The organism is Geodermatophilus sp. SYSU D01045, from assembly GCF_054050295.1.
This window is the reverse complement of sequence record NZ_JBJGZB010000005.1, coordinates 184,679-208,746: the sequence shown is the minus strand read 5'-3', so window position 1 is coordinate 208,746 and position 24,068 is coordinate 184,679. Positions and strand designations below refer to the sequence as shown.

Below are 24,068 nucleotides of genomic sequence, written 5' to 3'. Positions count from 1 at the left end.
CCTCAGAGGCCGAGCGCGCCGGAGGCGGGGTCGGCCCACCGGCTGGAGTCGTCGTAGGTGCGGACGACGAGCGACCGCCACCGGCCGGTGCGGCTGATCTCCTTCTCCGGCACGCCGCGGGCGTAGGCGGTCGTGGCGAAGCCGCGACGCAGCGAGTGCGGGGACAGCCCCTCGGTGGGCACCCCGGCCCGCTCGGCCGCGCGCTCCAGGACCAGGGCGACGCTGCGGGTGGTGAGCGCGCCGGCGCCCAGCCGCGGGGCCCGCCCCTTCCCCACCGACCGGAACAGGGGGCCGGAGGTCACACCCTGCTCCGCCAGGGCGGCCAGCCAGGCCCGGGCGGCGCGCACCGGGCAGGTGGCCGCGCGCACCCCCGGCGCGAGGGCGAGGGTCTCCCCCGCGCCCTCCTGGTCGGTCTTGGAGTACCGGAGGAGGACGTCGAGGCCGCCGTGCCCGCCCGGGGTGAGGTCCTCGACCCGCAGCCCGACCAGGTCGGAGGCGCGCAGGCCCAGGGCGTAGCCGACCAGGACCAGCGCCCGGTCGCGGACGCCGGCGAGGGTGCCGGGCAGGTCCTCGACCAGGGCCCGGACGGTCGCGGTGTCCAGCGCACGGGCCCGCCGCGGCCGGACGCCGGCGCGGGCGGCGGTGCGGCGGATGCCGCTCAGCGTGCGGCGCACCCCCTCGCTGTCGCCGGGCGCGGGGTGCCCGGCGGTGCGGGAGGCGTCGTTGAGGGCGGAGAGCCGGCGGGCGACGTAGCGCGGGCTGTGCCCGTCGTCGGCCATCGCGGCGAGCCAGGCGGCGACGGCCAGCGGGTCGGCCGGCAGCGCGGACGGCAGCGACCGGCTCCGGCACCAGGCGGCCCACGCGGCGAGGTCGCGGGCGTAGGCGGTCCGGGTCGATCCGGCCAGCGATGCGGCGAGGTAGGTGCCGACCGCCGTCAGGTCCGTCGTCGGGACGACGCTCCCCCGGTGTCCGTCCCCGGGGCGCGGATCGGCCGGTGAGGCCATGCGGGGCACCTCCGTCGGCTGCCGGATTCCACTTCGCAGAGTAGGGGCTTCTCGGAAGTGATGCCGTCTTGCTCGCTCGTCGGACAGATACATGGATGGGCGCCGTCCATCTATCGTTTCTGGGTATGGCGACGCCCTCCGGCGAGACGGTCCCCATGACGTGCGCCTATCCCGGCTGCCCGGCGCCACCGCGGCCGCGCACCCCCGGGCGCAGCGGCCCGTCGCCGCGGTTCTGCGAGCGGCCCGACCACAACCCCGAGTCCGCCCGTCAGGCCCGCGCGCGGGCGGCCGGCTCGGCGACCGCCCGGCTGGCGGCGACCACCGCCGCCCTCGTCCAGGACCTGCCGCCCGAGGGCCGGGTCCGGCAGCTGGTGGGCCGCTGGGCGGAGGTGACCCGCGAGGCCGCCCGGACCGCCGAGGCCCAGGCCGCGCTGCTCGCCGCGACGGCGGAGGCGCTGGAGCAGTACCGCGACGAGGCGTCCGTGGAGGCCCGGCTCGCCCGCGCCTCGGCCGACGTCGACGCCGCGCACGCCGCCCGCCTCGACGCCGAGGAGCACACCCGCGCCGCCGAGGCGCAGCGCGCCGACGCCGAGGAGGCGCGCCGGGCGGCCGAGCGCGACGCCGCGGCCGCCCGCGCCGACGCCGACGACCGGATCGCCGCCGCGGAAGCGGAGGCCGCACACCGGGTCGGGCGGGCGGACGGGGCACGCCGGGCGGCCGAGGCCGCCCGGGAGGAGGCGGAGGCGGCGCGCGACCGGGCCGATGCGGAGCGCGCCGCCGCCCGCGCGGAGGCCGAGGAGGCCGCGGGCCGGCAGCGAGCGGCCGAGCGGGAGGCGGAGGCGGCGCGGGAGGACGGGCGCCGGGCCCGCGAGGCCGCCACCCGGGAGCACGACGCGCTCGTCGAGGCCCGCGCGCGGTGGGACGTCACCGAGCGCGCGCTGACCACCGACCTGCAGGTGCGGACGCGGGAGCGCGACGCGGCGGCGGCCGCCCGGGACGAGGCGCGCGCCGCCGCCGCGACCGCCCGGGAGCAGGCCCGCGACGCCGAGCGGGACCGGGACGCCGCCCGGCGCGCCGAGCGGGACGCCCGGACCCTCGCGCGGGAGGCGGCCGACCGCGCGGCCGCGGCCGAGGGCGACCTGCGCGAGGCGCTGACCGGGGCAGCGCGCGGCGCGGAACGCGCGGAGGCCGCCACCCGCCGCGCCGCCGAGGCCGAGGCCGCGGCGCGGCGGACCGCGGAGCAGCTCGGCGCGCTGACCGCCGAGGTCGAGGAGCTGCGCGCGCGACTCGCCGGACGGACCGAGGAGAGCGACGGGGACCAGGGACCTCGGACCGGTCCGCCCGGTCCCGGTGGCGCGTAGCCTCCCCGGACACGGAGCCGCGCGGGCAGCTGTCGTCGGGGAGCCCGCGTCCCGGCTCCGCTCCCCCGGCCGAGCACCCGGCCCCATCTCCCGTCCCGGTGGACCGCCGGGCGGCGACCGAGGGACCCGCGCCATGAGCGACCAGCTGCCGTACCCGGACACCACCGCACTCCCGGTCCCCGGAGGGCCGACGGCCGGCGTCGCCGGCCCGAGCACGGACGAGCTCGCCGACCTCGAGGAGGACCGGCGCCTGCTGCAGGACCTCGAGTACGCCGAGCTGGGCGGCGAGGGCTGAGGCCGGCGCCGTCAGGGCCGGGCGCGCAGCCCCTGGAACGTCGTCCGGACCAGCGCGTCGGCCAGCGCGTCGGCCGACAGGCTGCCGCCGGGGCGGTACCACTCGGTGAGCGAGTTGACGGTGCCGAACAGCAGCCGGCTGGTGACGGCGGGGTCGACGTCGGGGCGCACGTCGCCCTCCTCCTCCGCGGCGCGCACCAGGTCGGTGACGATCCGGTCGAACTCGCGGCGGCGCTGCAGCGCGGCCTGCTCGACCGGGGAGTTGCCGCGCACCCGCAGCAGCAGGGTGACGAACGGCAGCTCGGCGGCCAGCACCCGCACCGACCCGCGCACGACGTGCTCGAGCCGGTCGATCGCCCGGCCGGTGCGCGCGCCGGGCTCCTCGGTGACGGCGAACAGCGCGTCGAGCGCCCGGTCCAGCGCCAGCCGCAGCAGCTCGACCTTGCCGGGCACGTGGTGGTAGATCGCCGACTTGGTGACGCCGAGCCGGCCGGCCAGCTCGTCCATGCTGGTGGCGTCGTAGCCGCGTTCGTTGAACACCGCCACCGCGACGTCGAGCAGCGAGTCCAGCGAGTGCCCGGGGCGGCCCCGGCGGGCCCGCGCGAGTTCCGTCACGGACGGTCGCGGTTGTCGGTCATGCGCTGCAGTTTGCCCATCGAGCGCGGCAGCGTCTCCGGGTCGACGACGAGCACCTCGATGCTGCACCCCACGGTGTCCTTGACGCCCGTGGCGACCTCCGCGGCCGCGGCCTCCCGGCGCTCCGGCGGGCAGTCCGGGCGCGCCTCGACCCGGCAGACCAGGTGGTCCATCCGGCCGCGGGTGACCAGTTCGAGGGCGAAGTGCGGCGACAGGCCCGGCGTCCGCAGCACGACCTCCTCGATCTGCGTGGGGAACAGGTTCACGCCGCGCAGGACGACCATGTCGTCGGTGCGGCCGGTGACCTTCTGCATCCGCCGCATGCCCGGCCGGGCGGTCCCCGGCAGCAGGCGGGTGAGGTCGCGGGTCCGGTACCGGACGACCGGCATGGCCTCCTTGGTGAGCGAGGTGAACACCAGCTCGCCCTCCTCGCCCTCGGGCAGCACCTCGCCGGTGATCGGGTCGATGACCTCCGGGTAGAAGTGGTCCTCCCACACGTGCAGGCCGTCCTTGGTCTCCACGCACTCCTGGGCGACGCCGGGACCCATCACCTCGGACAGCCCGTAGATGTCGACGGCGTGGATGCCGGCGCGCTCCTCCATCTCCCGGCGCATCTGCTCGGTCCACGGCTCGGCGCCGAAGACGCCGATCTCGAGACTCGAGGCCCGCGGGTCCAGCCCCTGCTTCTCGAACTCGTCGAGGACGGTGAGCATGTAGCTCGGCGTCACCATGACCACCCGGGGCGCGAAGTCGGTGATCAGCTGCACCTGGCGCGGCGTCATGCCGCCGGAGACCGGGACGACCGTGCAGCCCAGCGCCTCGGCGCCGTAGTGGGCGCCGAGACCGCCGGTGAACAGGCCGTAGCCGTAGGCGTTGTGCAGCACGTCGCCCGGCCGTCCGCCGGCGGCGCGGATGGAGCGGGCCATGACCGCCGCCCACGTCGCCAGGTCGCGGTCGGTGTAGCCGACGACGGTCGGCTTGCCGGTCGTCCCCGACGAGGCGTGCACGCGGCGCACCTGCTCGCGCGGGACGGCGAACATGCCGAACGGGTAGTTCTCGCGCAGGTCGGCCTTGCTCGTCGTCGGGAAGCGGGCGAGGTCGGCGAGCTCCCGGCAGTCGTCGGGGTGCACGCCGGCGGCGTCGAAGGCGCGGCGGTAGTGCGGCACGTTGTCGTAGGCGTGCCGCAGCGACCAGCGCAGCCGCTCGAGCTGCAGCGCCCGCAGCTCGTCGGCGCCCATGCGCTCGGCGGGGTCGAGCGTCGCGGGGTCGGGGGTCTCGCCCAGCCGCTGCGCCGTGGTCGTCGTCGATGCCGCCATGACTGCCGTCCTCGTTCCGCGCTTGTCTCTCCCGGTGCCGTGGGTCACACTATTCCTGACCGCTTGGTCAGTAAATGGGAGGAAGTCAATGGCCGCACCCGTCGTGGACCGCGCCGCCGTCGACGAGACCGCGTTGCAGGAGCAGTTCGAGGCGACGATCGCCGCCGACCACCGGATCGAGCCGCGCGACTGGATGCCCGAGGGCTACCGGCGGACGCTGGTGCGCCAGATCGCCCAGCACGCGCACTCGGAGATCATCGGGATGCAGCCCGAGGGCGACTGGCTGCTCGCCGCCCCGAGCCTGCGCCGCAAGGCGATCCTGCTGGCCAAGGTGCAGGACGAGGCCGGCCACGGGATGTACCTGTACGCGGCGGCCGAGACGCTCGGCGCCGACCGGGCCGACCTCACCGACAAGCTGATCGAGTCCAGGCAGAAGTACAGCTCGATCTTCAACTACCCGACGCTGACCTACGCCGACGTCGGCGTGATCGGCTGGCTGGTCGACGGCGCGGCGATCTGCAACCAGGTGCCGCTGTGCCGCTCCTCCTACGGGCCCTACGCCCGGGCGATGATCCGCATCTGCAAGGAGGAGTCCTTCCACCAGCGGCAGGGCTACGAGCTGCTGATGACGATGATGCGCGGCACCGACGAGCAGCGGGCGATGGTGCAGGACGCCGTCGACCGGTGGTGGTGGCCCTCGCTGATGATGTTCGGCCCGCCCGACGACGACAGCCCCAACACCGCGCAGTCGATGGCGTGGGGCATCAAGCGGCACACCAACGACGAGCTGCGGCAGCGCTTCGTGGACATGACCGTGCCGCAGGCGCTGGCCCTCGGCGTCACGCTGCCCGACCCCGACCTGGCCCTCGACGAGGAGACCGGGCACTGGCGGTACGGCCCGATCGACTGGTCGGAGCTCAAGCGGGTGATCAGCGGGGACGGGCCGATGAACGCCGTGCGGATCGCCCGCCGCCGCGCCGCCCGCGACGACAACGCGTGGGTGACCGAGGCGGCCACCGCCTACGCGGAGAAGCACCGTGTCCACTGATCTCACCGCCGAGGGCGGGCACGGCGCGGTCCCCACCGGTCCGGAGGTGCCCACGACGCCGGCGCCCTCGGTCAGCCGCCGCGACTGGCCGCTGTACGAGGTGTTCGTGCGCGGCAAGCGGGGCCTCAACCACGTGCACGTCGGCTCGCTGCACGCACCCGACGACGAGATGGCCGTGCACGCCGCCCGCGACCTCTACACCCGCCGCAACGAGGGCGTGAGCATCTGGGTGGTCAGGGCCGCCGACATCACCGCGTCGAGCCCCGACGAGAAGGACCCGATGTTCGCCCCGAGCGGCGACAAGGTCTACCGCCACCCGACGTTCTACGAGATCCCGGAGAACGTCCCCCACATGTGAGCGGGCCACCATGGCCGCTGTCGCGCCATCGGCTCCCCGGGAGGGACAGGTCGTGCACGAGGAGACCGTCTACGACGCGCTGACCAACGCGCACGACGACGCCGGGCACTGGGCGTTCGGCACCGGGTTCGACGACCCGCTGGCCGGGGTGGACACCACCGTCCCCGACGGCGTCGACCCCGCCGACCTGGGCGCCTACTGCCTGATGCTCGGCGACGACGCGCTGGTGCTCGCCCAGCGGCTGACCCAGTGGATCACCGCCGCGCCCGAGCTCGAGGAGGAGGTCGCGTTCGGCAACGTCGGCCTGGACCTGCTCGGCCAGGCCCGGCTGCTGCTGGCCCGCGCCGGGTCGGCCGGCGTCCTCGGCCGGTCCCGCGAGCGGGCGACGGCGTCGATCCCCGACGAGGACGCGCTCGCCTACTTCCGCGACCCCGGCGAGTTCCGCTGCACCGGCCTGGTCGCGGCGGAGAACGGCGACTTCGCGCGCACGATGGTCCGGCTGCTCGCGGCGTCGGCCGTCCGGCTGGCGGTGTCCGCCCGGCTGCGGGACTCCCGCGACCCGGTGCTCGCCGCGATCGCCGCCAAGGGCGTGCACGAGCTGACCTACCACCGCGACCACGCCGCCCGCTGGGTGCTGCGCCTGGGCGACGGGACGGCCGAGTCGCACCGCCGCGCGCAGGCCGGCGTCGACGCCGTCTGGCCGCACCTCGCCGACCTGTTCACCGCCACCGACGTCGAGACCCGGCTGGTCGCCGCCGGGGTCGCGGTCGACCCGGCCGCCGTCCGCGACGAGGTGCGCGGCGTGCTCACCACCGTGCTGGAACGGGCGACGCTGACGGTGCCGGCCTGGCCGGCCGACGCCGCCCCGCGCGGCCGGGCCGGCGTCCACGGCCCGGAGCTGACCGAGCTGCTCGGCACCCTGCAGGGCCTCGCCCGGCAGCACCCGGCGGCCACCTGGTGACGGAGATGGCCATCGCTGCCGGCCCCGACCCGCGGGCGGTCGCCGAGACCGTCACCGACCCCGAGCTGCCCACGCTCACGCTCGCCGACCTCGGCGTGCTGCGCGACGTGCGCGTGCACGAGGACACCGTGGTCGTCGACATCACCCCGACCTACACCGGCTGCCCCGCGATGGGCGTCATGCGCGCGGACCTGCTGCACGCGCTGCACGCCGCCGGGTTCGACGACGTCGAGGTGCGCACCGTGCTCTCCCCCGCCTGGTCCACCGACTGGATCACCGAGGAGGGCCGCCGCAAGCTCGCCGCGGCCGGCATCGCCCCTCCCGGCAGGGCGCCGGTCCGCCCCGAGGGGCCGGTCCCGCTGCAGCTCGGCCCGACCCGCCGGACGGCGGCCTGCCCGCTGTGCGGCTCCCCCGACACCGTCGAGATCAGCGAGTTCGGCGCGACGGCGTGCAAGGCGCTGCGCCGCTGCCGGGCCTGCGGCGAGCCGTTCGAGCACGTGAAGGAGATCTGAGTGAGCGCACCGGCCCGCCGCCGTCCGCGGTTCCACCCGCTCCGGGTCGCGAGCGTCGAGCGGCTCACCGACGACGCGGTCGCGGTCACCTTCGACGTCCCCGAGGACCTCGCCGACGACTACGCGTTCCGGCCGGGCCAGGCGCTCACCCTGCGGCGGGTCGACGGCGACCGCGACGAGCGCCGCTCCTACTCGATCTGCGCGCCGGTGGGCGCCCCGCCGCGGGTCGGCGTCCGCGAGGTGCCCGGCGGCTTCTTCTCCTCCTGGCTGGTGCACGAGGTGCGCCCCGGCGACGCGATCGAGGTGCTGCCGCCGTCGGGCACCTTCACCGCCGACCTGTCGCAGCCGGCCGACCACGTGTTCGTCGTCGCCGGCTCCGGGATCACCCCCGCGCTGAGCCTGGCGAGCACCGTGCTGCGCGACGGCGCGTCGACCGTCACCGTGTTCTACGGCAACCGGCGCACCAACACGGTCATGTTCGCCGACGAGCTCGCCGACCTGAAGGACCGCTTCGGCCCCCGGCTGCAGCTGGTGCACGTGCTCTCCCGCGAGCCGCGCGACACCGAGCTGACCAGCGGCCGGCTCGACGGCGACCGGCTGCGCACGCTGGTCGGCGCCCTCGTGGACGCCCCGCACGTGGACCACTGGTGGCTGTGCGGCCCGCACGGGATGGTCACCGACGCCCGCGCGCTGCTGGCCGAGCTCGGCGTCCCGGACGAGCGGGTGCACCAGGAGCTGTTCTACGTCGACGAGGTCCCGCCCGAGCCGGTGCGCGGCGACGAGGAGACCGTCGCCGGCCCGAGCGCCCAGGTCACCGTGGTCCTCGACGGCCGCTCGACGACGCTGGCGCTGCCCCGCGACGTCCCGGTGCTGGACTCCGCGCAGCGGGTGCGCTCGGACCTGCCGTTCGCCTGCAAGGGCGGCGTCTGCGGCACCTGCCGCGCGCGGGTCACCGACGGCGAGGTGGAGATGCGGCGCAACTACGCGCTGGAGCCCGCCGAGGTCGACGCCGGCTACGTCCTGACCTGCCAGACGCTGCCGCGGTCGGACGCCGTCACCGTCGACTTCGACGCCTGACGCCCGTGCGCCCGGTCGCCGTCGGCGAGACCGCGGTCCTCGACGTCGTCGTCACCGCGGCGATGACCGTCGACTTCGACGAGCTGGGGCCGGTGCACCCGGTGTACGCGACCTACGCGATGGCGAAGCACTTCGAGGAGGCCGGCCGGAAGCTGCTGCTCGGCCACCTCGAGCCGGGTGAGGCCGGCGTCGGCACCGCGGTGTCGGTCGAGCACCGGGCACCGGCGTGGGTGGGCGACCGCGTGCGGGTGACCGCCCGCTGCACCGGGGTCCGCGGCAACCGGCTCACCTGCGCGTGCGTCGCGGTGGACGCCGCCGGCCGGGAGCTCGGCCGCGGCACGACCGAGCAGGCGGTCCTGCCCGAGGAGGCCCTGGCGGCGCGGCTCCGGACCCCGGCGCGGGACCGGAGCCCGTCCGGGCCCGGTGGTGCCTCCCGAGATCAGGAGGGTGACTCCGGGTCCTGACATGCCAGGGCAGGCCCTTCGTCCCTGCTGCCTCGTGGTGACCGCGTCCAGGGTGGAGGCCGTCCCGGGGGGGTCCGGATCGCGCCCGCGCGGCGTTCGACCCACCGCATCCGTGACGCCGTCGTCGGTCCGCTCCAGGAGGACGTGTGATGCCCACACAGACCACCGACCTGTTCCTCCTCGAGGACCTCGAGGACGCCGGGAGGACGAGTCGGCTCGCGCAGGCCGACCTGGACGCGCTCCGCGCCGTCGCGCAGTGGATCCGGGCCTTCGTGGCGAACCCCCACGAGGACCTCGGCCGCCCCGGGCCCGTGTGTCCCTTCGTGCCCGGAGCCCTGTCGCGCAGGACGCTGTGGCTCGCTCCCGAGCGGATCGCCGACCGGGACGGGTCACGGGTCGTCGAACTCCTGGACGGCTACAGGAGACGGTTCCTGGAGACCGACCCCACGGACGGCGACGAAGTGGAGCAGAAGGTGATCGTCGTCGTCTTCCCGGACCTGCCGGCGGACCGTGCGGGGAGCGTCTTCGACGACGCCCTGCGGCAGATCGCCGTCCCGGCGTACACCCAGGACGGGATCGTGTTCGGCCCGTTCCACCCGGGCAACGAGGGGACCGCGATCCACAACGCCGACTTCCGCCCGTTCCGGTCGCCCGTGCCGTTCGTGTTCGTGCGGCAGGGGGTCGTCGGCGACTGGAAGTTCTTCCTGGACGACCACGACTGGCTCGACCGCTGGGCGCAGCGCTTCGGACCGTCCGCGGTGCACGCTCTCGCCGAGCAGCTGCGCCGGTTGCCGTGGCGCGAGCTGGGTGAGCAGGGCCCGTCCCGGGGACCTGCGCGCGCAGTGACACCCGAGCCGAGGAGCGGGACGTAGGCCGGACGAGGGGTCCGGCGTCGGGAACCGGCGCCGGCCCGTGCCGACGGCACCCTGACGCCCGGGGCCGGAGCCGCCCCGAGGGCCCGGGCAGCGCCGCACGCGAGGCGCTGGACGGGCGCTACTCGTCCCCGCGGCGCACCAGGTGCACCGCCGCCTCCTCGGCCGACGCCGCCCCGCCGTCGATGCCGAGGTCCTCGCCCAGCAGCTCGTCCTCCCGGTCGACCACGCCGTCGTCGCCGACCTCGGCCAGCCGGCCCGCGCGGGCGTCGCCGACCTCGTCGTCGAGCAGCTCGCCGTCGCTGCCCGTGAGGTCACCGAGGCCGTCGCCGTCCTCGTCGTCCCAGGACCGGTCGGGCAGCTCCCGGGCGAGCCGCCCGGCGAGGCCCTCGCCGGTGGCCTCCTCCCGCTCGGTGGTGCCCCACTCGTCGACGCCCCAGGGCCGCTCCGGCGGCGACCAGCCGGTGTCCAGGTCACGCGGGCGGCGGGGGTCCTCGAGGGTGTCCTCGGCCTCGAGCAGGCCGGTGGCCTCCTCGGGGTCGGTGCCGTCGGTGCCGTACAGGTCGCGGTCCACGGTGGGCTCCTCGGGTGCGGGCGGGACGGACGGCGCTGTCCGGGGCGAGCTCACCCTGCCACCGTGCCGGGCCGGGCGGGAGGGCCGCGCGTGTGACCGAACGAGCAGTCCCACCTGCGACCACGCCGTCACCCACCGGCGGACACTGGAGGCAGCCGACCTCCAGGGAGACCGCCGTGGACACCTCGATGACCACGCTGCACGAGCACTACGTCCGGCGGGTCAACGCCGCCGTCGCCGAGGACCGCACCGACCTCGTCCGCGACCTCTACGAGGAGTACTTCGAGGAGGCGCTGCGGCGCCTGCTCGAGACCAGCACCGCCGTCTGACGCTCAACCCGCGTCGGCCCAGGACCGCACGACCGCGACGTCCAGCGGGAAGTCCAGCGGGAACCCCCCGAACAGCAGCCGCCCGGCGGTGACCGCGGCGGCCCGGACCTCCGCGACGACGGCGTCGGCGAGGCCGGCCGGGGTGTGCACGACGACCTCGTCGTGCAGGAAGAACGCCAGGTGCGGCCGCTCCTCCAGCCGGCCCCCGCCGAGCTGCCACAGCCGGTTGCGCAGGTCGGCCAGCCAGCACAGCGCCCACTCCGCCCCGGTGCCCTGCACCACGAAGTTGCGGGTGAACCGCCCCCACGCGCGGCGGGCGCGGTCGGAGTCGCGGCCGCGGGGCTCGGGCGCCTCGCCGAGGTCGGCGTCCCGCTCGGCCCACGCGGCACCCGGCGGCGGGGAGCCGCGCCCGAGCAGCGTGGACACGACCGCGCCGCGCTCCCCCGCCCGCGCCGCCTCCTCCACCAGCCCGATCGCCCGCGGGTAGCGGCGCGCCAGTCGCGGCACCATCCGCCCGCTCTCGCCGCGGGTGCCGCCGTACAGCGCGCCCAGCACCCCGACCTTGGCCTCGGCGCGGGTGGCCACCACCCCGGCGTCGACCATGCCGGCGTACAGGTCCCGCGAGCGGGCCGCGGCGGCCAGCGCGGTGTCGCCGCTCATGCCGGCCAGCACCCGCGGCTCGAGCTGGGCGACGTCGGCCACCACCAGCTCCCACCCGTCGTCGGCCACCGCGGCCGGGCGCACCTGCACCGGCACCGACAGCGCGCCCCCGCCCGAGGATGCCCACCGGCCGGTGACCACCCCGCCGGGCAGGTACACCGGGCGGAACCGCCCGCCACGCACCCAGGCGTCCAGCCAGCTCCAGCCGTTGGCCGCCAGCAGCCGGGCCAGCCGCTTGTACTCCAGCAGCGGCGCGACGACCGGGTGCTCGACCCGCTCCAGCGTCCAGGAGCGGGTGTCCTCGACCGGCAGGCCGGCGGCCTGCAGCGCCCGCAGCAGCGCGGCCGGCGAGTCCGGGTTGAGCTCGGGGACGCCGAGCGCGGCGCGGACCTCCCCGGCCAGCGCCTCCAGCGCCGCCGGCCGCAGGCCCGCGGGCGGGCGCGGGCCGAGCAGCCCGGCGAGCAGGCGGTCGTGGACGTCGGCCCGCCACGGCATCCCGGCGTGCGTCATCTCCGCGGCGGCGAGCGCGCCGGAGGACTCGGCGGCCAGGAGCAGGCCCAGCCGCGCGCGCTGCGGGGACGCGGCGAGCACGGCCTGCTGGCGGCGGTCCTCGGCGACCGGGTCGAGGGCGTCGGCGGGGTCGGCGAGGTCGAACAGCGCCGGGTCGTCCGCGGTCACCGGCTCCAGCGCCGCCCAGCCCGGGTCCGCCGCCGGGCCGGGGCCGGCGTACGGCGAGCCGCGCAGGACGTCGGCGCACAGCCGCAGGTCGGTGCAGCGCGCCACGCGGACGCCGGCGGCCAGTAGCCCCGGGTACCAGCGCGTGGTGTCGTCCCAGACCCACCGGACGCCGCCCCGCTCGCGCTCCCGCACCAGCGCCACGAGCCCGTCCGCGGGGACCTCGGCGACGGCGCCGTCGGCCTCGTGCACCGCCACCGCGTCCCCGCGGCGGCGCAGCAGGACCCGGTCCACCGCCGCAGTCTGCCCGACCGGGCCGACGGTCCCGCGGACCGCCGCGGAGGTCAGGACCGGTCGCCGGCACCCTCCGCGGCCACCTGGGCGGGCGCGCCGTCGGCGGACCCGGGTCCCAGCGACTGCTCGCCGAGCAGCACCGCGGCGGCCTCGACCGTGGGTGGTTCCTGGGCCGGGGCGGACCCGGCCCCGGCCGCCGGGGTCCTGGGTGGCGGGGCCGGCCGGGTCACCGGGGCCCTGGAGTCCAGCACCGGCACGGCCGTCGGGTCGGCGTGACCCCAGGCCCGCTCCACCTCGCCGATCAGCGCCTCCAGGTAGGACCGCAGCTGCGTCCGGCACGCCTGGCCGAACGCCTGCAGGTAGGCCACCTGCTCCTGCAGCTCCTCGGCGGTGCGGGCGTCGCCCGCGGCGGCCGGCGCGCCGCCCTCGGCGACGATCCGGGCCGCGGCCTCGTGGGCGGCCTGGATCATCGCGCCGACCTTCTCGCGCGCGGACTGCAGCTGCTCGTCGTACTGCTGCTGCGCCTCGCTGACCATCACCCGGCTGAACGTCTCCGCCTCCGCCACGTACTGGTCCGCGGTCTGCTGGGCGACCGCGAGCAGGCTCACCGCCTGCGCCGTCGGCTCCTCCCGGGGCCTCTCCTCGCCCACCTGGGCCTGCAGCTCCTGCACCCGGCCGCGCAGCTCGACCTTCTCCGCGTGCAGGCGGGCCAGCTCGTCGCCCACCCGGTCCAGGAACCGGTCGACCTCGGTGTTGCTGTAGCCCGGGTTCAGCATCGACGACCGGGGGAACCGCACCTCGCGCACGTCCGCGGGCGTCAGCCGCCGGCCGCCGGGGGCCACCTGCTCGGTCGTCATGACGTCACCTCTCCATCGACATCGGGTCCGGGACGGCTGGGGGCGAACACCTCGGTGCGGATGCGGCCCCGGGGCAGGCCGTGCCGCAGCAGCCGCTCGACGGTGTCCTCGACCATCGGCCGGGGACCGGCGACGTAGGCCTCCCGACTGCCCCACGGCCCGGAGTGCGCCACCACCTCGCCGACGTCGCCGTGCGCCCACTGCGAGTCCCCGTCCTCGGAGACGGCGACGGTCACGGTGAGCCAGGGGTTCTCCCGCTCGAGCCGCTCCAGGTCCGCCCGGTCGTACAGGTCGCTCTCGGCGCGGACGCCGACGAAGAGGTCCACCCGCCGAGGCGTGCCGTTCCGGGCGACGTGGTCGACGATCGCCTTGAGCGGCGCCAGCCCCGTCCCCCCTGCCACCAGCAGCAGGTCGCGATCGGAGTCGGGGTCGAACTGCATGTGGTCCACCGGGGGCCCGAGCCGCAGGACGTCCCCGACGTCGACCTGCCGCACGAGGGCGGTGCTGACCGGCCCGCCGGCCTGCGCCCTGGCGTGGATCTCCAGCTCGCCGTCGGGCCGGCAGGCGTTGGCCGGCGAGTAGTAGCGCCACAGCCGCGGCCGCAGCTCGGTCTCCAGGGAGATCGACTCCCCGGGGCGGTAGGACAGCGGGACCTTCGTCCGCAGTCGCAGGACGGCGGTGTCGACGGTGCGCCGCTCGTGCGCCACGACCTCGGCGTCCCACCACGGCGGCTCGTCGGCCGTCTCGTCGGCGGCCGCGACCATCACCGAGGCGACCAGCTCGTAGGCCGCCGTCCAGTCCGCGGCCAGCGCGTCGTCCCAGTCCTCGTCGAAGTGCGCGAGCGTGGCCAGCAGGCTCGCTCCCACCGCGGGGTAGTGCTCGGCCACCGTCCCGAACTTGCGGTGGTCGCGCCCGAGCTGCTGCAGGATCGGCACGAGCGAGTCGAGGTCGTCGACCCGTGCCACCACCTCGCCGAGCGCGGCGAAGAGCCGGTCCCGCTGGTGTGCCATCGAGACCGGGAACATCTGCCGGGTCTCGGGATGGGCGAGGAACAGGTGCGAGTAGAACCAGAGCGGCGCCTCGTCCCCGGCGGCCGCGGCCTTGGCGAAGCTCGCTCGCATGGCTGGGATGTCCACGATCGCCCCCCGTGGGCCGTCGGCTCGGCCGTGTGACCTGGCGCACACTAGCGAGGCCTCCGGGCGGCGGCTAGACCTCTCCGGCACCGCTCCGGTCGATTTCCCGAGCCGCTCCTGGCAGGGTCGGTCGCGGGGGCGCGCCGGTGGGGCACCCTCCCCCGCGGACGGCGACGACGGGCGGGCGCGGACACGGGGAGCCCAGCAGGCCACTGCTCGCCCGTCGGCCGGCCGAGGAGGACCGCATGCTGTCTGACCGCTCCCGTCCCGTGATCGAGGCGACCCTGCCCGTGGTCGCCGACAACGTCCAGGAGATCGCCCGGCGCTTCTACAGGCACCTGTTCGGCGCGCACCCCGAGTTGTTCGACGGCGTCTTCAACCGCGGCAACCAGGCCACCGGAGAGCAGCAGGTCGCGCTGGCCGGCTCCGTCGCCGTGTTCGCCAGCACCCTGGTGAAGACACCGGAGCAGCTCCCCGAGCAGCTGCTGTCGCGGATCGCGCACAAGCACGTCTCGCTCGGGATCACCCCGGCCCAGTACGACGTCGTCCACGAGCACCTGTTCTGGGCGATCGCCGACGTGCTCGGGGACGCGGTCACCCCCGAGGTGGCCGCGGCCTGGGACGAGGTCTACTGGCTGATGGCCTACGCGCTGATCCACCAGGAGCGCGGTCTCTACAGCGCCCGGGGGGTGCGCCCGGAGACGGTGTGGCGGGAGTGGGAGGTCGCCGAGAAGGTCCAGGAGACCGCCGAGGTCGTCACCTTCCGGGTGCGGCGGGTCGACGACCGGCTGGTCAAGACGTCGCTGCCCGGCCAGTACGTCACCGTGCAGGTGCCGCTGCCCGACGGCGTCCGCCAGCCGCGCCAGTACAGCCTCACCCGCGCCGACGACGGCGAGCACCGCCACTTCTCGGTCAAGAGGGTGCGTGGCGGGGAGAAGCCGGACGGCGAGGTCTCCAACCACCTGTGCGACCGGGTGCGGGTCGGCGACCGGCTGACGCTGTCGGCGCCCTTCGGGGACGTCGTCCTCGACGACTCCGGCCGCCCCGTCGTGTTCGCCAGCGCCGGCATCGGCATCGCCCCGATGGCCGGGATGCTGTCCCACCTGGCCGCGGCCGGCTCCTCGCTGCCCGTCACGCTGCTGCACGCCGACCTCGACGAGGCCTCCTTCGCGCTGCGCGCCCAGGTGCTCGACGACGTCGCCCGGCTGCCGAACGCGACGGCGCACGTCTGGTTCGAGCGGGGCGCGCGGACCTCGCTGCCCGTCGACGGCGTGCACGAGGGGACCATGGACCTCGACGACGTCGAGCTGCCCGAGGACGCCACCTACTACCTGTGCGGGCCGTTGCCGTTCATGCGCGTGCTCCGCAGCGCCCTGGTCGACCAGGGGGTCGCTCCCCGCGACGTCCAGTACGAGGTCTTCGGCCCCGACCTGTGGCAGGCCGACTTCGCCTCCGAGCCGGCGCCCGGAGCCCTGGCGGAGCCGGCGGGGGCGGCCCGGTAGCCCGGGCGGCCGGGCACACCGGGCCGGTGCCCCCGACCGCTGCCGCCGCCCGCCGCGGGGTGGTCCGCCTGCTCAACACCTCCGCCGGGCGGGTGCTCTGCCTGGCCGGTGTGGTCGACGCGGACGCCGTCGAGGCGTTCTGGCGCTGCTACGGCCTGGAGCCGGTGCGCGTCGACGTCGTCGACGCCCGCTCGGTGACCGCGCTGTCGGCCTCGGGCCGCGAGCTCGTCGCCGACGTCCTGGAGGCGGCGGCGTGGCGCGGACGGGAGGTCGTGCTGCGCCCGTCCGAGCCGGTGCGGCGGTCCCTGGCCGGGCGGCCGGCCTGACGCGACGAGCGTCACGGCCCGCGTTCACCTCCGTGTCACGCGCGGCGGGGACCGTGGGAGACGGCCGCACCCGCGGCCGACGGACGACGACGTCCCCCCGGATCGATCTCGAGGAGACGCCATGAGCACGACCACGCCCACGACGACCCGCCGCACCCTGCGCACCTGGCTGCGGCGCTTCGACGCCTACACGCTGCAGGTGTTCAACGCCGGGACGCCCGCGCGGCCCGGGACCCGCTGAGGCACCGGGGCGGGGAGGCCCGGCCTCCCCGCCCCGCCGGTCACGCCCGCCGGCCCGCCGCCCCCTCGAGGATGCGGTGCGGGTCGGTGGCCGCGGCCAGCGCGGCCAGCCGCTCCCGGACGGCGGGCGTCGGCGTGCGGGCCAGCACGTCGGGCGCCGTCCCCCAGCCGTGCGCGGGGGCACGGCCGCCGAGGTCGCCGTCGAGCGCGGCGGCCAACTCCTCGGCGCAGGCGCGGGTGGCCGCCCGGTCCTCGGCGCCGGCGCCGCCCGCCACCCGCACCGCCAGCCGGGCGTCCCGGTGACAGACGGCGCTGGGCCGCTGCGGCACCCAGCCGAGCGCGCCGCCGAGCAGCCGCACCTCGACCGTGCGCGGCCGGCTCCCGCCCGCCGCGCGCAGCAGCCCCGCGACCGCGCCGTCGGAGAGGCGGTCGAGCAGCAGCGAGGACTCCACGCCGTCGTCGAGCGCGGGCGTGGCCAGGCCCGCCGGCCCGCGCGGCGCCAGGTCGGCCGCCCCGGGCGGTGCGGCCGCGCGCAGGACGTCGAGCAGCCCGTCGCCGTCGTCGGCCTCGCCGGCCCAGGCGAACCGGACGGCGACCGACCCCTCGCCCCGCGCCGGCCGGGTCAGCACCAGCGCGGTGCCCGCCTGCGGGGGCAGCGCCGCCGACCAGGTCCGCCACGCGTCGGCCACCCGCGCGCCGTCGGCCGCGGGCCAGCGCAGCTCGCCGCCGTACCGCGGCCCGGCGGCGAGCAGGTCCAGCTCCACGGCGGTGACGACGCCGAGTGCCGCGCCGCCGCCGCGGACGCCCCAGTACAGGTCGGCGCCGTCGGTGGGGGTCACCCGGCGCAGCACGCCGTCGCCGGTGACCACCTCCACCGCCCGCACCCGGTCCCCGGCCAGGCCGTAGGTCCGGGCCAGCGGGCCGACGCCGCCGCCGGTGACGGTGTCCGCGACCCGCTCGGCGGCCGAGGCCCCGGTGATCGGGGTCAGCCCGTGCCCGGCGGCCCGCTCGGCCAGGTCCCGCCAGCGCACCCCGGCGCCGACCCGCGCCCAGCCGGCGGGCGACACGGTCACCTCGCCCAGCCCCGCGGGGTCCACCAGCAGCGCGCGGGCGTCGTCGCCGGCCCGGCCGGGCGCGCGGACGGCCACGGCCACCCCGTGCCGGCCGGCCAGCCGCAGCGCGGCCACGACGTCGGCGTCCTCCGCGACCCGCACCACCGCCCCGTCGGCGAGCACGGCCGCCGGCGAGAGGCGGGCGCTCAGTGCGGCGGTCAGGTCGGGCGGTAGAACAGCCGGCCGCGGGTCCGCGGTGCGGGGCGGGGGCGGCGAGGGGACGGACAGGGTGCTCACGGGGCGTCTCCAGGTGCGGGGGTCGGTGCACCCGGAGGGTGGTCGGCGGTCCTTGGTGTCCCCTTGGCGACCGCTTGGGCAGCAGGTCACGCGCGCGACCGGGAGGTCACCGGCAGGTCACGGGGCGTCGCGGACACTCCCGCGGGCGGGTCCGGGCCCCTAGCCTGCCCGCCGATGACCGGCACCTCGTACCGCGTGCTCGGACCCGTGGAGGTCTGGCGCGACGGACAGCTCCTCGCGCCCCAGTCCCCCCGCCACCGCGCCGTCCTGGCCGCACTGCTGGTCGACGCCGGGCGGACCGTCCCCGTCGACCTGCTCGTCGACCGCGTGTGGAGCGGCCAGCCGCCCACCGCCGTGGCGGCCACCCTGCAGTCGATCGTGTCCCGGCTGCGCCGGGAGCTCGAGCCCGACGTCACCGGCGGCCGCTGGACGCTGCTGGTCACCCGCGAGCCCGGCTACCGGCTCGCGGTCGCCCCCGAGGACGTCGACGCGGTCCGCTTCGCCCAGCTGCTGCGCACGGCCCGGGACCTCGCCGCCCGCGGGGACGCCGAGGGCGCCCGCGCCGCGGTGGCCGAGGGGCTGGCGCTGTGGCGCGGCCCCGCCTACGCCGACGTCGCGGCCACCTTCGCCGCCGAGGAGTCCGAGCGGCTCGAGCAGCTGCGGCTGGCGGCCCGGGAACTGGCCGCCGAGCTGGACCTGCGGCTGGGCCGGCACGCCGAGATCGTCGACGACGTCCGGGAACTGCTGCGCGCCGAGCCGCTGCGCGAGGGCCTGCGCGCCTCCCTGATGCTCGCCCTGTACCGCTGCGGCCGGCAGGCCGAGGCGCTCGAGGTCTACGACGAGGGGCGCCGGCTGCTCGCCGACGGGCTGGGCGTCGACCCGGGCCGGCCGCTGCAGTCCCTGTACGAGCAGATCCTGCGCCAGGACCCGGCGCTGGCCGGGCCCGCGCCGGCACCCGCCCCGGCCCCCGCGCCGGAGGCCGTGCCGGCTCCCCCGGCTCCCCCGGCGCCTCCGGCGGTGCGTGCCCTGGGCCCCCTTCCGGTCCCGCTCACCGCCTTCGTCGGCCGCACCGCCGAGCTCGGCCGGCTGGCCGCCGCGCTGTCCGGGCAGCGGCTGGTCACGCTGGTCGGGCCCGGCGGCAGCGGCAAGACCCGGCTGGCGCTGGAGGCCGCGCACCGCCGGCCGGCCGGGTCGCCGCCGGCCGCGCTGGTCGAGCTGGCCGGCGTCGAGGACCCCGAGCTGGTCGCCGGGCAGGTGGCCACCGTACTGGGCGTGACGCTGGCCGGCGGGGACCCGCTGGGCGCCGTCGCCACCGCCCTGCAGGACCGGCCGCTGCTGCTGGTGCTGGACAACTGCGAGCACGTCGTCGACGCCGCCGCCGCGGTGTGCGCCGCGCTGCTCCCCCGCTGCCCCGAGCTGCAGGTGCTGGCCACCTCCCGGGAGCCGCTCGGGCTGCCCGGCGAGGCGGTGCTGCCCTGCGGTCCCATGCCCGCCGACGCGCCCGGCAGCGACGCCGAGCGGCTGTTCCTCGACCGCGCCCGGCTGGCCGCCCCGCACCTGGCCGACCCCTCCGCGGAGGACCTGGGCCACGTCCGCGACCTGGTCGCCGCCCTCGACGGCCTGCCGCTGGCGGTGGAGCTGGCCGCCGCCTGCCTCACCACCCTCCCGCTGGCCGAGGTCGCCGGCCGGGTCGACGACCGGTTCGCCCTGCTGTCGGGCGGCTGGCGCACCGCGGTGCCGCACCAGCGCACGCTCGCGGCCACCGTGCAGTGGAGCGTCGACCTGCTCGCGCCCGCCGAGCTCGCCGTCTTCCAGGCGGTCTCGGTGCTGCCCGGCACCTTCGGCCCGGACCTGGTCGAGGCGGTGGCCGGGCCGGAGGTCGACGGCCGGGCGCTGGAGCTGCTGCGGGTGCTGGTGGCCAAGTCGCTGGTCGAGCTCGACCACGCGGCCGGGCGCTACCGGATGCTCGAGACGCTGCGGCAGTACGCCGAGCAGGCGCTGGACGAGGCCGCGTCGCGGCGGCTGCGCGACCGGCTGACCGGCTTCGCCGTCGCGCTCACCGAGCGGCTGGAGCCGACGCTGCGCAGCCCGCTGTGGACCGGGAGCGCCCGCCGGCTCGACGCCGAGCAGCCGGCGCTGCGGGCGGCGCTCGGGCACGCGCTGGCCACCGGGCAGGGCGAGGCCGCGCTGCGGATCGGCGGGGCGCTGGGCTGGTACTGGTACCGCCGCGGCCACGTGCAGGAGGGCCGCCGCTGGCTGGCCGCCGCGCTCGACAGCACCCCCGGCGCGCCCGCCGGCGTGCGCAGCGGCGCGCTGCTCGCCGACGCGCTGCTGGCCTACCTGTCCGGCGACGTGCCCTCGCTGTGGGCGCGGACCAGCGAGATCGCCGAGACCGCCGACGACGCCGACCCGGTGCTGCCCCTCGCCCTCGTCCTGCGCGGCTTCGTGCGGGCGCTGCTCGGCCAGCCCGACCCCGACGGCGAGGTCGCGGCGGACATCGCCCGCGGCCTGGCGCTGGCGCAGGCCTCGGGCATCGAGTGGGTGCAGGTCGAGATCGCCATGACCCTCGGCCAGTTCTCGCGGGCCGCCGGCGACCTCGACGGCGCGCTGGAGCACCTCGGCCGCGCCGAGCAGCTCGCGCTGCGCCTGGGCCACTCCTGGGCGCACTCCTCGGTGCTGTGGATCCGGGCCAAGGCGCTCACCGACGTCGGCCGGGCCGCCGAGGCGCTGGCCGACCTGTGGGCGATGGTCGAGCTGACCCACCGCGAGGGCGACGCCACCGGCACCCTCGCCGGGCTGTTGGCCGCCGTCGGCGCGGTCACCGCGTCGGGCCGGCCGCGCACCGCGGCGGTGCTGCTCGGCGCGGTGCAGGCCGTCGCCCGGCAGGTCGGCTACGACCCGCTGCGGATGGACCCGCTGGACGGGCAGCGCTACGTCACCGCCACCCGCGAGGCCCTCGACGAGGTCGAGTACGACACCGCGCTGGCCGAGGGCGCGGTCCTCGACCGCGGCGAGGCGGTGGCGATGGTGGGCCGGCTCGCCGCGGAGACCCGCACCGCGGACCCGGTCGCCTAGCCGTCGGGTGGCCGCAGCCCGGCGTACAGCCGGGCGAGGTCGGGCAGCTGGAAGTGCGCGTTCAGCCCGCTCGGGTTGGGCAGCACCCACGTCTCGGCGCCGCCGACCGACACCGGCTGGCGGCCCCAGCCCGCGCGGGGCGCGCCGGTGGCCAGCCGCCAGGCGGTGAGCCCGAGGACCGCCAGCACCCGCGGGCGGCAGCGCGCGACCAGGCCGGCCAGCGCCGCGACGCCCGCGCGCAACTCCTCGGCGGTGAGCTCGGCCGCCGTCCGCGTGGGCCGGTCGGCGAGGTTGGTCACCCCCAGCCCGTAGCGGGGCAGGTCGCGGTCCTCCTCCGGCGCCAGCCGGCGGGGGGTGAGCCCCGCCAGGTGCAGCGCGGGCCAGAACCGGTTGCCGGGGCGGGCGAAGTGGTGGCCGCGCTCGGCCGACAGCAGCGAGGGGTTGATCCCGCAGAACAGGACGTCCAGGCCGGGGGCGACGACGTCGGGCAGCGGCTTGCCCGCTCCCCCCGGCGCGGACCGGGTCACCCCGTCCCTCCGCCGAGCCAGTCGACCGCCTCCCGGGCGACCTCGGGTGGGACGACGTGCCCGCCGCCGAACTCCCGGTAGGTGACGTCGTACCCGTCGTCGCGGAGGGCGGGGACGATCTCGCGGCTGGTCCGCTCGACCGGCAGGACGTCGTCGCCGGTCCCGTGGGACACGAAGACCGCCGGCCGCCCGCTGCGCGTCGCCGGCGGGACGAACCCCGGGGAGAAGGCGACGACCCTCCGGAACAGCCCGCCGTTGGCCAGCCCCAGCCCCAGCGCGTAGGACGCGCCGTCGGAGAAGCCGGCGACGGCGACCCGGGCGGGGTCGACCGGCACCCGGGCGAGGACGGCGGTCAGCGCGCGGTCGATCCCCGCGACGTCGGGCCCGTGGCCGCGCTGGACGGCGTCCCAGGTCGAGCCCCGGGAGGCGGGGGCCAGCAGCACCAGCCCGCGCTCGTCGGCGAGGGACCGCAGCAGCCCGAGCCCGGCCCCGGCGTCACCCCCCGCGCCGTGCAGGACGACGACGAGCGGCGCCGGGCCGGCGACCCCGGCGGCGGGGACGTGCAGCAGGGAGTCGCGCGTCTCCTGGAGGCCGAGGGCGGCGGTGCCCGGGGGCGGGGGCGGGAGGTCCGGTGGAGCGGTCGGGCGTGCGGTCAGGACGGCGGCCCCGTCGGCGTCGACCGCTCCGGGCAGCCGGACCGCGCAGCCGGTCAGGAGGGCCGCCCCGGCGACCCGGCCCGCCGCCAGGAGCAGCCGCCGGCGCGTGAGCGCGGTGCACGGGTGCCACTCAGGCGCTGACCTCCTCGTGGGTGTTCACCCCCGGGATCCGGCGGACCGACCCCCAGCCGAAGCGGGCCCACGCCACCAGCAGCGCCGCACCGACCAGGGACCCGAGGGTGTCACGGACGAGGTCGCCGTTGGTGTCGTCGTTGCCCTCCGACAGCCGCGTGCCGAACCACGCGTCGGACCGCCACTCGTACACCTCCCACAGCGCGCCGATCGTGACGCCGAGCGCCGTCGTGACGACCGCGATCCCGACGTAGTGGCGCAGGTGGGTCTCGTCGCGGGGGTCGGGGACGACGTCGAGGCGGGCGAGCGCGATGTAGACGACGGGCGCGGTGAGCAGCGGCAGCGTGACGTGCACCAGGTCGTCGAAGCGGACGAACCGGTCGTAGAGGCCCAGCGTCTCGCCGAACCCCTGCAGGACCATCCCGGCGGTCAGTGCGAGGTCGTACACCCGCGGCAGGTCGACCAGCCGCGCCAGGACGGTGACCGCCCCCAGGAACAGCAGGACCGCCGCGTCCCCCGCCCGCCCCGCCACCGCGTAGGCGACCCCGCCGGCGAGCAGCAGCAGCCGCAGGACGTCGATGCCGTCCCGGAGCACGGGCGTCCAGTCCCCCATCACGAGCCGGCGCGCGTCCACGTCCCCGCCCTACCCGGCCCGGCACGGGGACCCTCCGCCGGCCCGCCGGCGGAGGTCCGGGCGGGGCGTGGCACCGCCCCGGGGCGGCCCGCTCACCGCGGGGGGTCGGCCTCCGAGCCCACCGCGTCGTCGACCGAGGTCTCCCCGGCCGTGCGCCCTCCCCCGGCGTGCGCGACGTCCGGGCCGACGCTGGCCTGCGAGCCCTCCTCGTCCGGGCCGGCCTGGGGGGTGGGGTCGGTCTCGCTCATCGCTCCTCCTCGGGTGCGTGTCGTCCCGTCCCGTACCCCGCCGGCGGCGGGCCACGCCGCCGGTGGGGTACCGGGCCGGGTCAGTGCAGGCGCAGCACCGCCATCGCCCGGGCGGCCATCTCCGCCTCGCCGAGCGCGTTCGGGTGCACGACCACCGCGTTGGTGCCCTGCAGCACCGGCTCGACCCAGCGGACGCCGATCGGCGCGCAGGCGTCGTGCCCGGCCGAGGCGCGGGACAGGTCGACGTAGGTGACGCCGGTGGCCGCGGCCGCGCGCCGGACGGCGTCGTCGAGGGTGGTCTGCAGGGAGTGCAGGTAGGGGACGTCGCCCTCGGCGATCGGCATCCGGTCGAAGCAGCCGCCGGTCGGCGGGAGGATCGCGGGGTAGCCGAGGATCGCGACCCGGGCGCGCGGCGCGGCCTCGCGCACCGCCGTCAGCGCCTGCACCAGCGCCGGGTAGGTGGTGGTGCGGACGGTGTCCTCGAACGAGGTGCCGTAGGTGTCGCGGCACGGGCTGCCGCGGCCCAGCGTCAGCAGCCCGGCGGTGCCGCAGCGCAGGATCGACTCGATGAACACCCCGCTGTCGTTGCCGCCGATGGTCATCGTGACCAGCTGGGTGTCCGGGGACAGCGCCGCGAGCTGGGGCGGCACGCCGGGGTGCTGGGCGGTGGTGAGGTCGGAGGTGTCCGCGCCGCCGCAGGTGACGTCGGTCAGCTGCGCGCCGGTGGCCTGCGCGATCACCTGCGGGTAGTTGCGGGTGGAGCGCAGGCACTGCGGCGCGGCGGTCGGGTCCGGCGGCAGCACGCCGGAGGCCGCGCTGTAGGAGTCGCCGAGCGCGACGTAGCGCAGCGGTCCCGGGGGCGCGGCCGCGGCCGGGGGGACGACGAGCAGGACGCCGGCGAGCGCGGCGAGCAGGACGGTCAGCAGTCGGCGCACGGACCACTCCATCGGGGCC

The 24,068-nt window shown here is 77.3% G+C and carries 26 protein-coding genes; 13 read left to right on the top strand and 13 right to left on the bottom strand.

The features are described 5' to 3' along the window. Positions 1-2: 2 nt before the first annotated feature. Complete coding sequence (locus tag ACI798_RS06460) at positions 3-1,004, bottom strand: site-specific integrase (protein WP_457047508.1); 1,002 nt, start codon at positions 1,002-1,004, stop codon at positions 3-5. A 125-nt stretch (positions 1,005-1,129) separates the two neighbouring features. Here ACI798_RS06460 and ACI798_RS06455 point away from each other — a divergent pair, with 125 nt between their 5' ends. Then, the gene (locus tag ACI798_RS06455; protein ID WP_457047507.1) at positions 1,130-2,365 is read left to right on the top strand and encodes a hypothetical protein; all 1,236 of its coding nucleotides are present in this window, start codon (positions 1,130-1,132) and stop codon (positions 2,363-2,365) included. A gap of 133 nt (positions 2,366-2,498) precedes the next feature. Continuing rightward, positions 2,499-2,660 carry a hypothetical protein gene (locus ACI798_RS06450; protein WP_456939378.1) on the top strand — a complete coding sequence of 54 codons (162 nt, stop codon included), beginning with the start codon at positions 2,499-2,501 and terminating at the stop codon, positions 2,658-2,660. An 11-nt stretch (positions 2,661-2,671) separates the two neighbouring features. Here ACI798_RS06450 and ACI798_RS06445 read toward each other — a convergent pair whose 3' ends face one another. Further along, a complete protein-coding gene (locus ACI798_RS06445; RefSeq protein ID WP_456939379.1) occupies positions 2,672-3,274 on the bottom strand; it encodes a TetR/AcrR family transcriptional regulator in 603 nt (200 codons plus the stop codon). Further along, complete coding sequence (gene paaK / locus ACI798_RS06440) at positions 3,271-4,611, bottom strand: phenylacetate--CoA ligase PaaK (RefSeq protein WP_456939380.1); 1,341 nt, start codon at positions 4,609-4,611, stop codon at positions 3,271-3,273. The genes ACI798_RS06445 and paaK overlap by 4 nt, the downstream gene beginning before the upstream one ends. 88 nt (positions 4,612-4,699) lie before the next feature. Here paaK and paaA point away from each other — a divergent pair, with 88 nt between their 5' ends. The 7 genes from paaA to ACI798_RS06405 all read left to right on the top strand — a co-directional run bounded on the left by paaA (position 4,700) and on the right by ACI798_RS06405 (position 9,903). Continuing rightward, entirely contained in the window at positions 4,700-5,659 is a 960-nt protein-coding gene (paaA, locus tag ACI798_RS06435; protein ID WP_457047506.1) for a 1,2-phenylacetyl-CoA epoxidase subunit PaaA, read from the top strand. Continuing rightward, entirely contained in the window at positions 5,649-6,017 is a 369-nt protein-coding gene (gene paaB / locus ACI798_RS06430) for a 1,2-phenylacetyl-CoA epoxidase subunit PaaB (RefSeq protein WP_457047505.1), read from the top strand. Before paaA ends, paaB begins: the two co-directional genes overlap by 11 nt. Before the next feature lie 52 nt (positions 6,018-6,069). Then, on the top strand, positions 6,070-6,978 hold the full coding sequence (gene paaC / locus ACI798_RS06425; protein WP_457047504.1) for a 1,2-phenylacetyl-CoA epoxidase subunit PaaC: 909 nt from the start codon (positions 6,070-6,072) through the stop codon (positions 6,976-6,978). A gap of 5 nt (positions 6,979-6,983) precedes the next feature. Beyond that, positions 6,984-7,490 (top strand): 1,2-phenylacetyl-CoA epoxidase subunit PaaD, encoded by a 507-nt coding sequence (gene paaD / locus ACI798_RS06420; protein ID WP_456939384.1) that lies wholly within the window; start codon positions 6,984-6,986, stop codon positions 7,488-7,490. Then, the gene (gene paaE, locus ACI798_RS06415; RefSeq protein ID WP_456939385.1) at positions 7,491-8,567 is read left to right on the top strand and encodes a 1,2-phenylacetyl-CoA epoxidase subunit PaaE; all 1,077 of its coding nucleotides are present in this window, start codon (positions 7,491-7,493) and stop codon (positions 8,565-8,567) included. A gap of 5 nt (positions 8,568-8,572) precedes the next feature. Then, complete coding sequence (locus tag ACI798_RS06410) at positions 8,573-9,031, top strand: thioesterase family protein (protein WP_456939386.1); 459 nt, start codon at positions 8,573-8,575, stop codon at positions 9,029-9,031. 149 nt (positions 9,032-9,180) lie between these two features. Then, positions 9,181-9,903 (top strand): DUF6875 domain-containing protein, encoded by a 723-nt coding sequence (locus ACI798_RS06405; RefSeq protein WP_457047503.1) that lies wholly within the window; start codon positions 9,181-9,183, stop codon positions 9,901-9,903. Between the two features lie 121 nt (positions 9,904-10,024). On the opposite strand, the gene ACI798_RS06400 is transcribed toward ACI798_RS06405, so the two are convergent. Beyond that, the gene (locus ACI798_RS06400; protein ID WP_457047502.1) at positions 10,025-10,477 is read right to left on the bottom strand and encodes a DUF5709 domain-containing protein; all 453 of its coding nucleotides are present in this window, start codon (positions 10,475-10,477) and stop codon (positions 10,025-10,027) included. A 176-nt stretch (positions 10,478-10,653) separates the two neighbouring features. On the opposite strand from ACI798_RS06400, the gene ACI798_RS06395 reads away from it, so the two are divergent. Continuing rightward, a complete protein-coding gene (locus ACI798_RS06395; RefSeq protein ID WP_456939389.1) occupies positions 10,654-10,806 on the top strand; it encodes a hypothetical protein in 153 nt (50 codons plus the stop codon). A gap of 3 nt (positions 10,807-10,809) precedes the next feature. Here ACI798_RS06395 and ACI798_RS06390 read toward each other — a convergent pair whose 3' ends face one another. Genes ACI798_RS06390 through ACI798_RS06380 form a run of 3 tightly spaced genes read right to left on the bottom strand, consistent with a single transcriptional unit; the run spans position 10,810 to position 14,413 of the window. Continuing rightward, the gene (locus ACI798_RS06390) at positions 10,810-12,435 is read right to left on the bottom strand and encodes a bifunctional 3'-5' exonuclease/DNA polymerase (RefSeq protein WP_456939390.1); all 1,626 of its coding nucleotides are present in this window, start codon (positions 12,433-12,435) and stop codon (positions 10,810-10,812) included. Positions 12,436-12,485: 50 nt separating this feature from the next. Continuing rightward, entirely contained in the window at positions 12,486-13,292 is an 807-nt protein-coding gene (locus tag ACI798_RS06385) for a DivIVA domain-containing protein (RefSeq protein WP_456939391.1), read from the bottom strand. Next, complete coding sequence (locus ACI798_RS06380) at positions 13,289-14,413, bottom strand: globin domain-containing protein (protein ID WP_456939392.1); 1,125 nt, start codon at positions 14,411-14,413, stop codon at positions 13,289-13,291. Before ACI798_RS06380 ends, ACI798_RS06385 begins: the two co-directional genes overlap by 4 nt. Before the next feature lie 257 nt (positions 14,414-14,670). Between ACI798_RS06380 and ACI798_RS06375 the strand changes: the two genes are divergently transcribed. Continuing rightward, the gene (locus ACI798_RS06375) at positions 14,671-15,927 is read left to right on the top strand and encodes a globin domain-containing protein (protein WP_456939393.1); all 1,257 of its coding nucleotides are present in this window, start codon (positions 14,671-14,673) and stop codon (positions 15,925-15,927) included. A gap of 26 nt (positions 15,928-15,953) precedes the next feature. Then, positions 15,954-16,253 (top strand): hypothetical protein, encoded by a 300-nt coding sequence (locus ACI798_RS06370; RefSeq protein WP_456939394.1) that lies wholly within the window; start codon positions 15,954-15,956, stop codon positions 16,251-16,253. Between the two features lie 281 nt (positions 16,254-16,534). Here the strand turns inward: ACI798_RS06370 and ACI798_RS06365 are convergent, their stop codons facing one another. After that, entirely contained in the window at positions 16,535-17,842 is a 1,308-nt protein-coding gene (locus tag ACI798_RS06365; protein ID WP_457047501.1) for an FAD-binding oxidoreductase, read from the bottom strand. A 174-nt stretch (positions 17,843-18,016) separates the two neighbouring features. On the opposite strand from ACI798_RS06365, the gene ACI798_RS06360 reads away from it, so the two are divergent. Further along, complete coding sequence (locus ACI798_RS06360; protein WP_456939396.1) at positions 18,017-20,917, top strand: BTAD domain-containing putative transcriptional regulator; 2,901 nt, start codon at positions 18,017-18,019, stop codon at positions 20,915-20,917. On the opposite strand, the gene mug is transcribed toward ACI798_RS06360, so the two are convergent. The 5 genes from mug to ACI798_RS06335 all read right to left on the bottom strand — a co-directional run bounded on the left by mug (position 20,914) and on the right by ACI798_RS06335 (position 24,049). Continuing rightward, entirely contained in the window at positions 20,914-21,444 is a 531-nt protein-coding gene (mug, locus tag ACI798_RS06355) for a G/U mismatch-specific DNA glycosylase (RefSeq protein WP_456939397.1), read from the bottom strand. The two genes, ACI798_RS06360 and mug, sit on opposite strands and share 4 nt — an antisense overlap. Beyond that, on the bottom strand, positions 21,441-21,887 hold the full coding sequence (locus tag ACI798_RS06350) for an alpha/beta hydrolase (RefSeq protein ID WP_456939398.1): 447 nt from the start codon (positions 21,885-21,887) through the stop codon (positions 21,441-21,443). The genes mug and ACI798_RS06350 overlap by 4 nt, the downstream gene beginning before the upstream one ends. A gap of 343 nt (positions 21,888-22,230) precedes the next feature. Continuing rightward, the gene (locus ACI798_RS06345; protein ID WP_456939399.1) at positions 22,231-22,866 is read right to left on the bottom strand and encodes a hypothetical protein; all 636 of its coding nucleotides are present in this window, start codon (positions 22,864-22,866) and stop codon (positions 22,231-22,233) included. Positions 22,867-22,958: 92 nt separating this feature from the next. Beyond that, positions 22,959-23,114 carry a hypothetical protein gene (locus ACI798_RS06340; RefSeq protein WP_456939400.1) on the bottom strand — a complete coding sequence of 52 codons (156 nt, stop codon included), beginning with the start codon at positions 23,112-23,114 and terminating at the stop codon, positions 22,959-22,961. An 80-nt stretch (positions 23,115-23,194) separates the two neighbouring features. Beyond that, positions 23,195-24,049 carry an SGNH/GDSL hydrolase family protein gene (locus ACI798_RS06335; protein WP_457047500.1) on the bottom strand — a complete coding sequence of 285 codons (855 nt, stop codon included), beginning with the start codon at positions 24,047-24,049 and terminating at the stop codon, positions 23,195-23,197. Positions 24,050-24,068 lie beyond the last annotated feature (19 nt).

Coding starts and splice junctions, on each gene's coding strand:
- ACI798_RS06460 (WP_457047508.1), bottom strand. CDS start 1,004: ATGGCCTCACCGGCCGATCCGCGCCCCGGGGACGGACACCGGGGGAGC.
- ACI798_RS06455 (WP_457047507.1), top strand. CDS start 1,130: ATGGCGACGCCCTCCGGCGAGACGGTCCCCATGACGTGCGCCTATCCC.
- ACI798_RS06450 (WP_456939378.1), top strand. CDS start 2,499: ATGAGCGACCAGCTGCCGTACCCGGACACCACCGCACTCCCGGTCCCC.
- paaK (WP_456939380.1), bottom strand. CDS start 4,611: ATGGCGGCATCGACGACGACCACGGCGCAGCGGCTGGGCGAGACCCCC.
- paaA (WP_457047506.1), top strand. CDS start 4,700: ATGGCCGCACCCGTCGTGGACCGCGCCGCCGTCGACGAGACCGCGTTG.
- paaD (WP_456939384.1), top strand. CDS start 6,984: ATGGCCATCGCTGCCGGCCCCGACCCGCGGGCGGTCGCCGAGACCGTC.
- ACI798_RS06405 (WP_457047503.1), top strand. CDS start 9,181: ATGCCCACACAGACCACCGACCTGTTCCTCCTCGAGGACCTCGAGGAC.
- ACI798_RS06385 (WP_456939391.1), bottom strand. CDS start 13,292: ATGACGACCGAGCAGGTGGCCCCCGGCGGCCGGCGGCTGACGCCCGCG.
- ACI798_RS06380 (WP_456939392.1), bottom strand. CDS start 14,413: ATGCGAGCGAGCTTCGCCAAGGCCGCGGCCGCCGGGGACGAGGCGCCG.
- ACI798_RS06375 (WP_456939393.1), top strand. CDS start 14,671: ATGCTGTCTGACCGCTCCCGTCCCGTGATCGAGGCGACCCTGCCCGTG.
- ACI798_RS06360 (WP_456939396.1), top strand. CDS start 18,017: ATGACCGGCACCTCGTACCGCGTGCTCGGACCCGTGGAGGTCTGGCGC.
- ACI798_RS06340 (WP_456939400.1), bottom strand. CDS start 23,114: ATGAGCGAGACCGACCCCACCCCCCAGGCCGGCCCGGACGAGGAGGGC.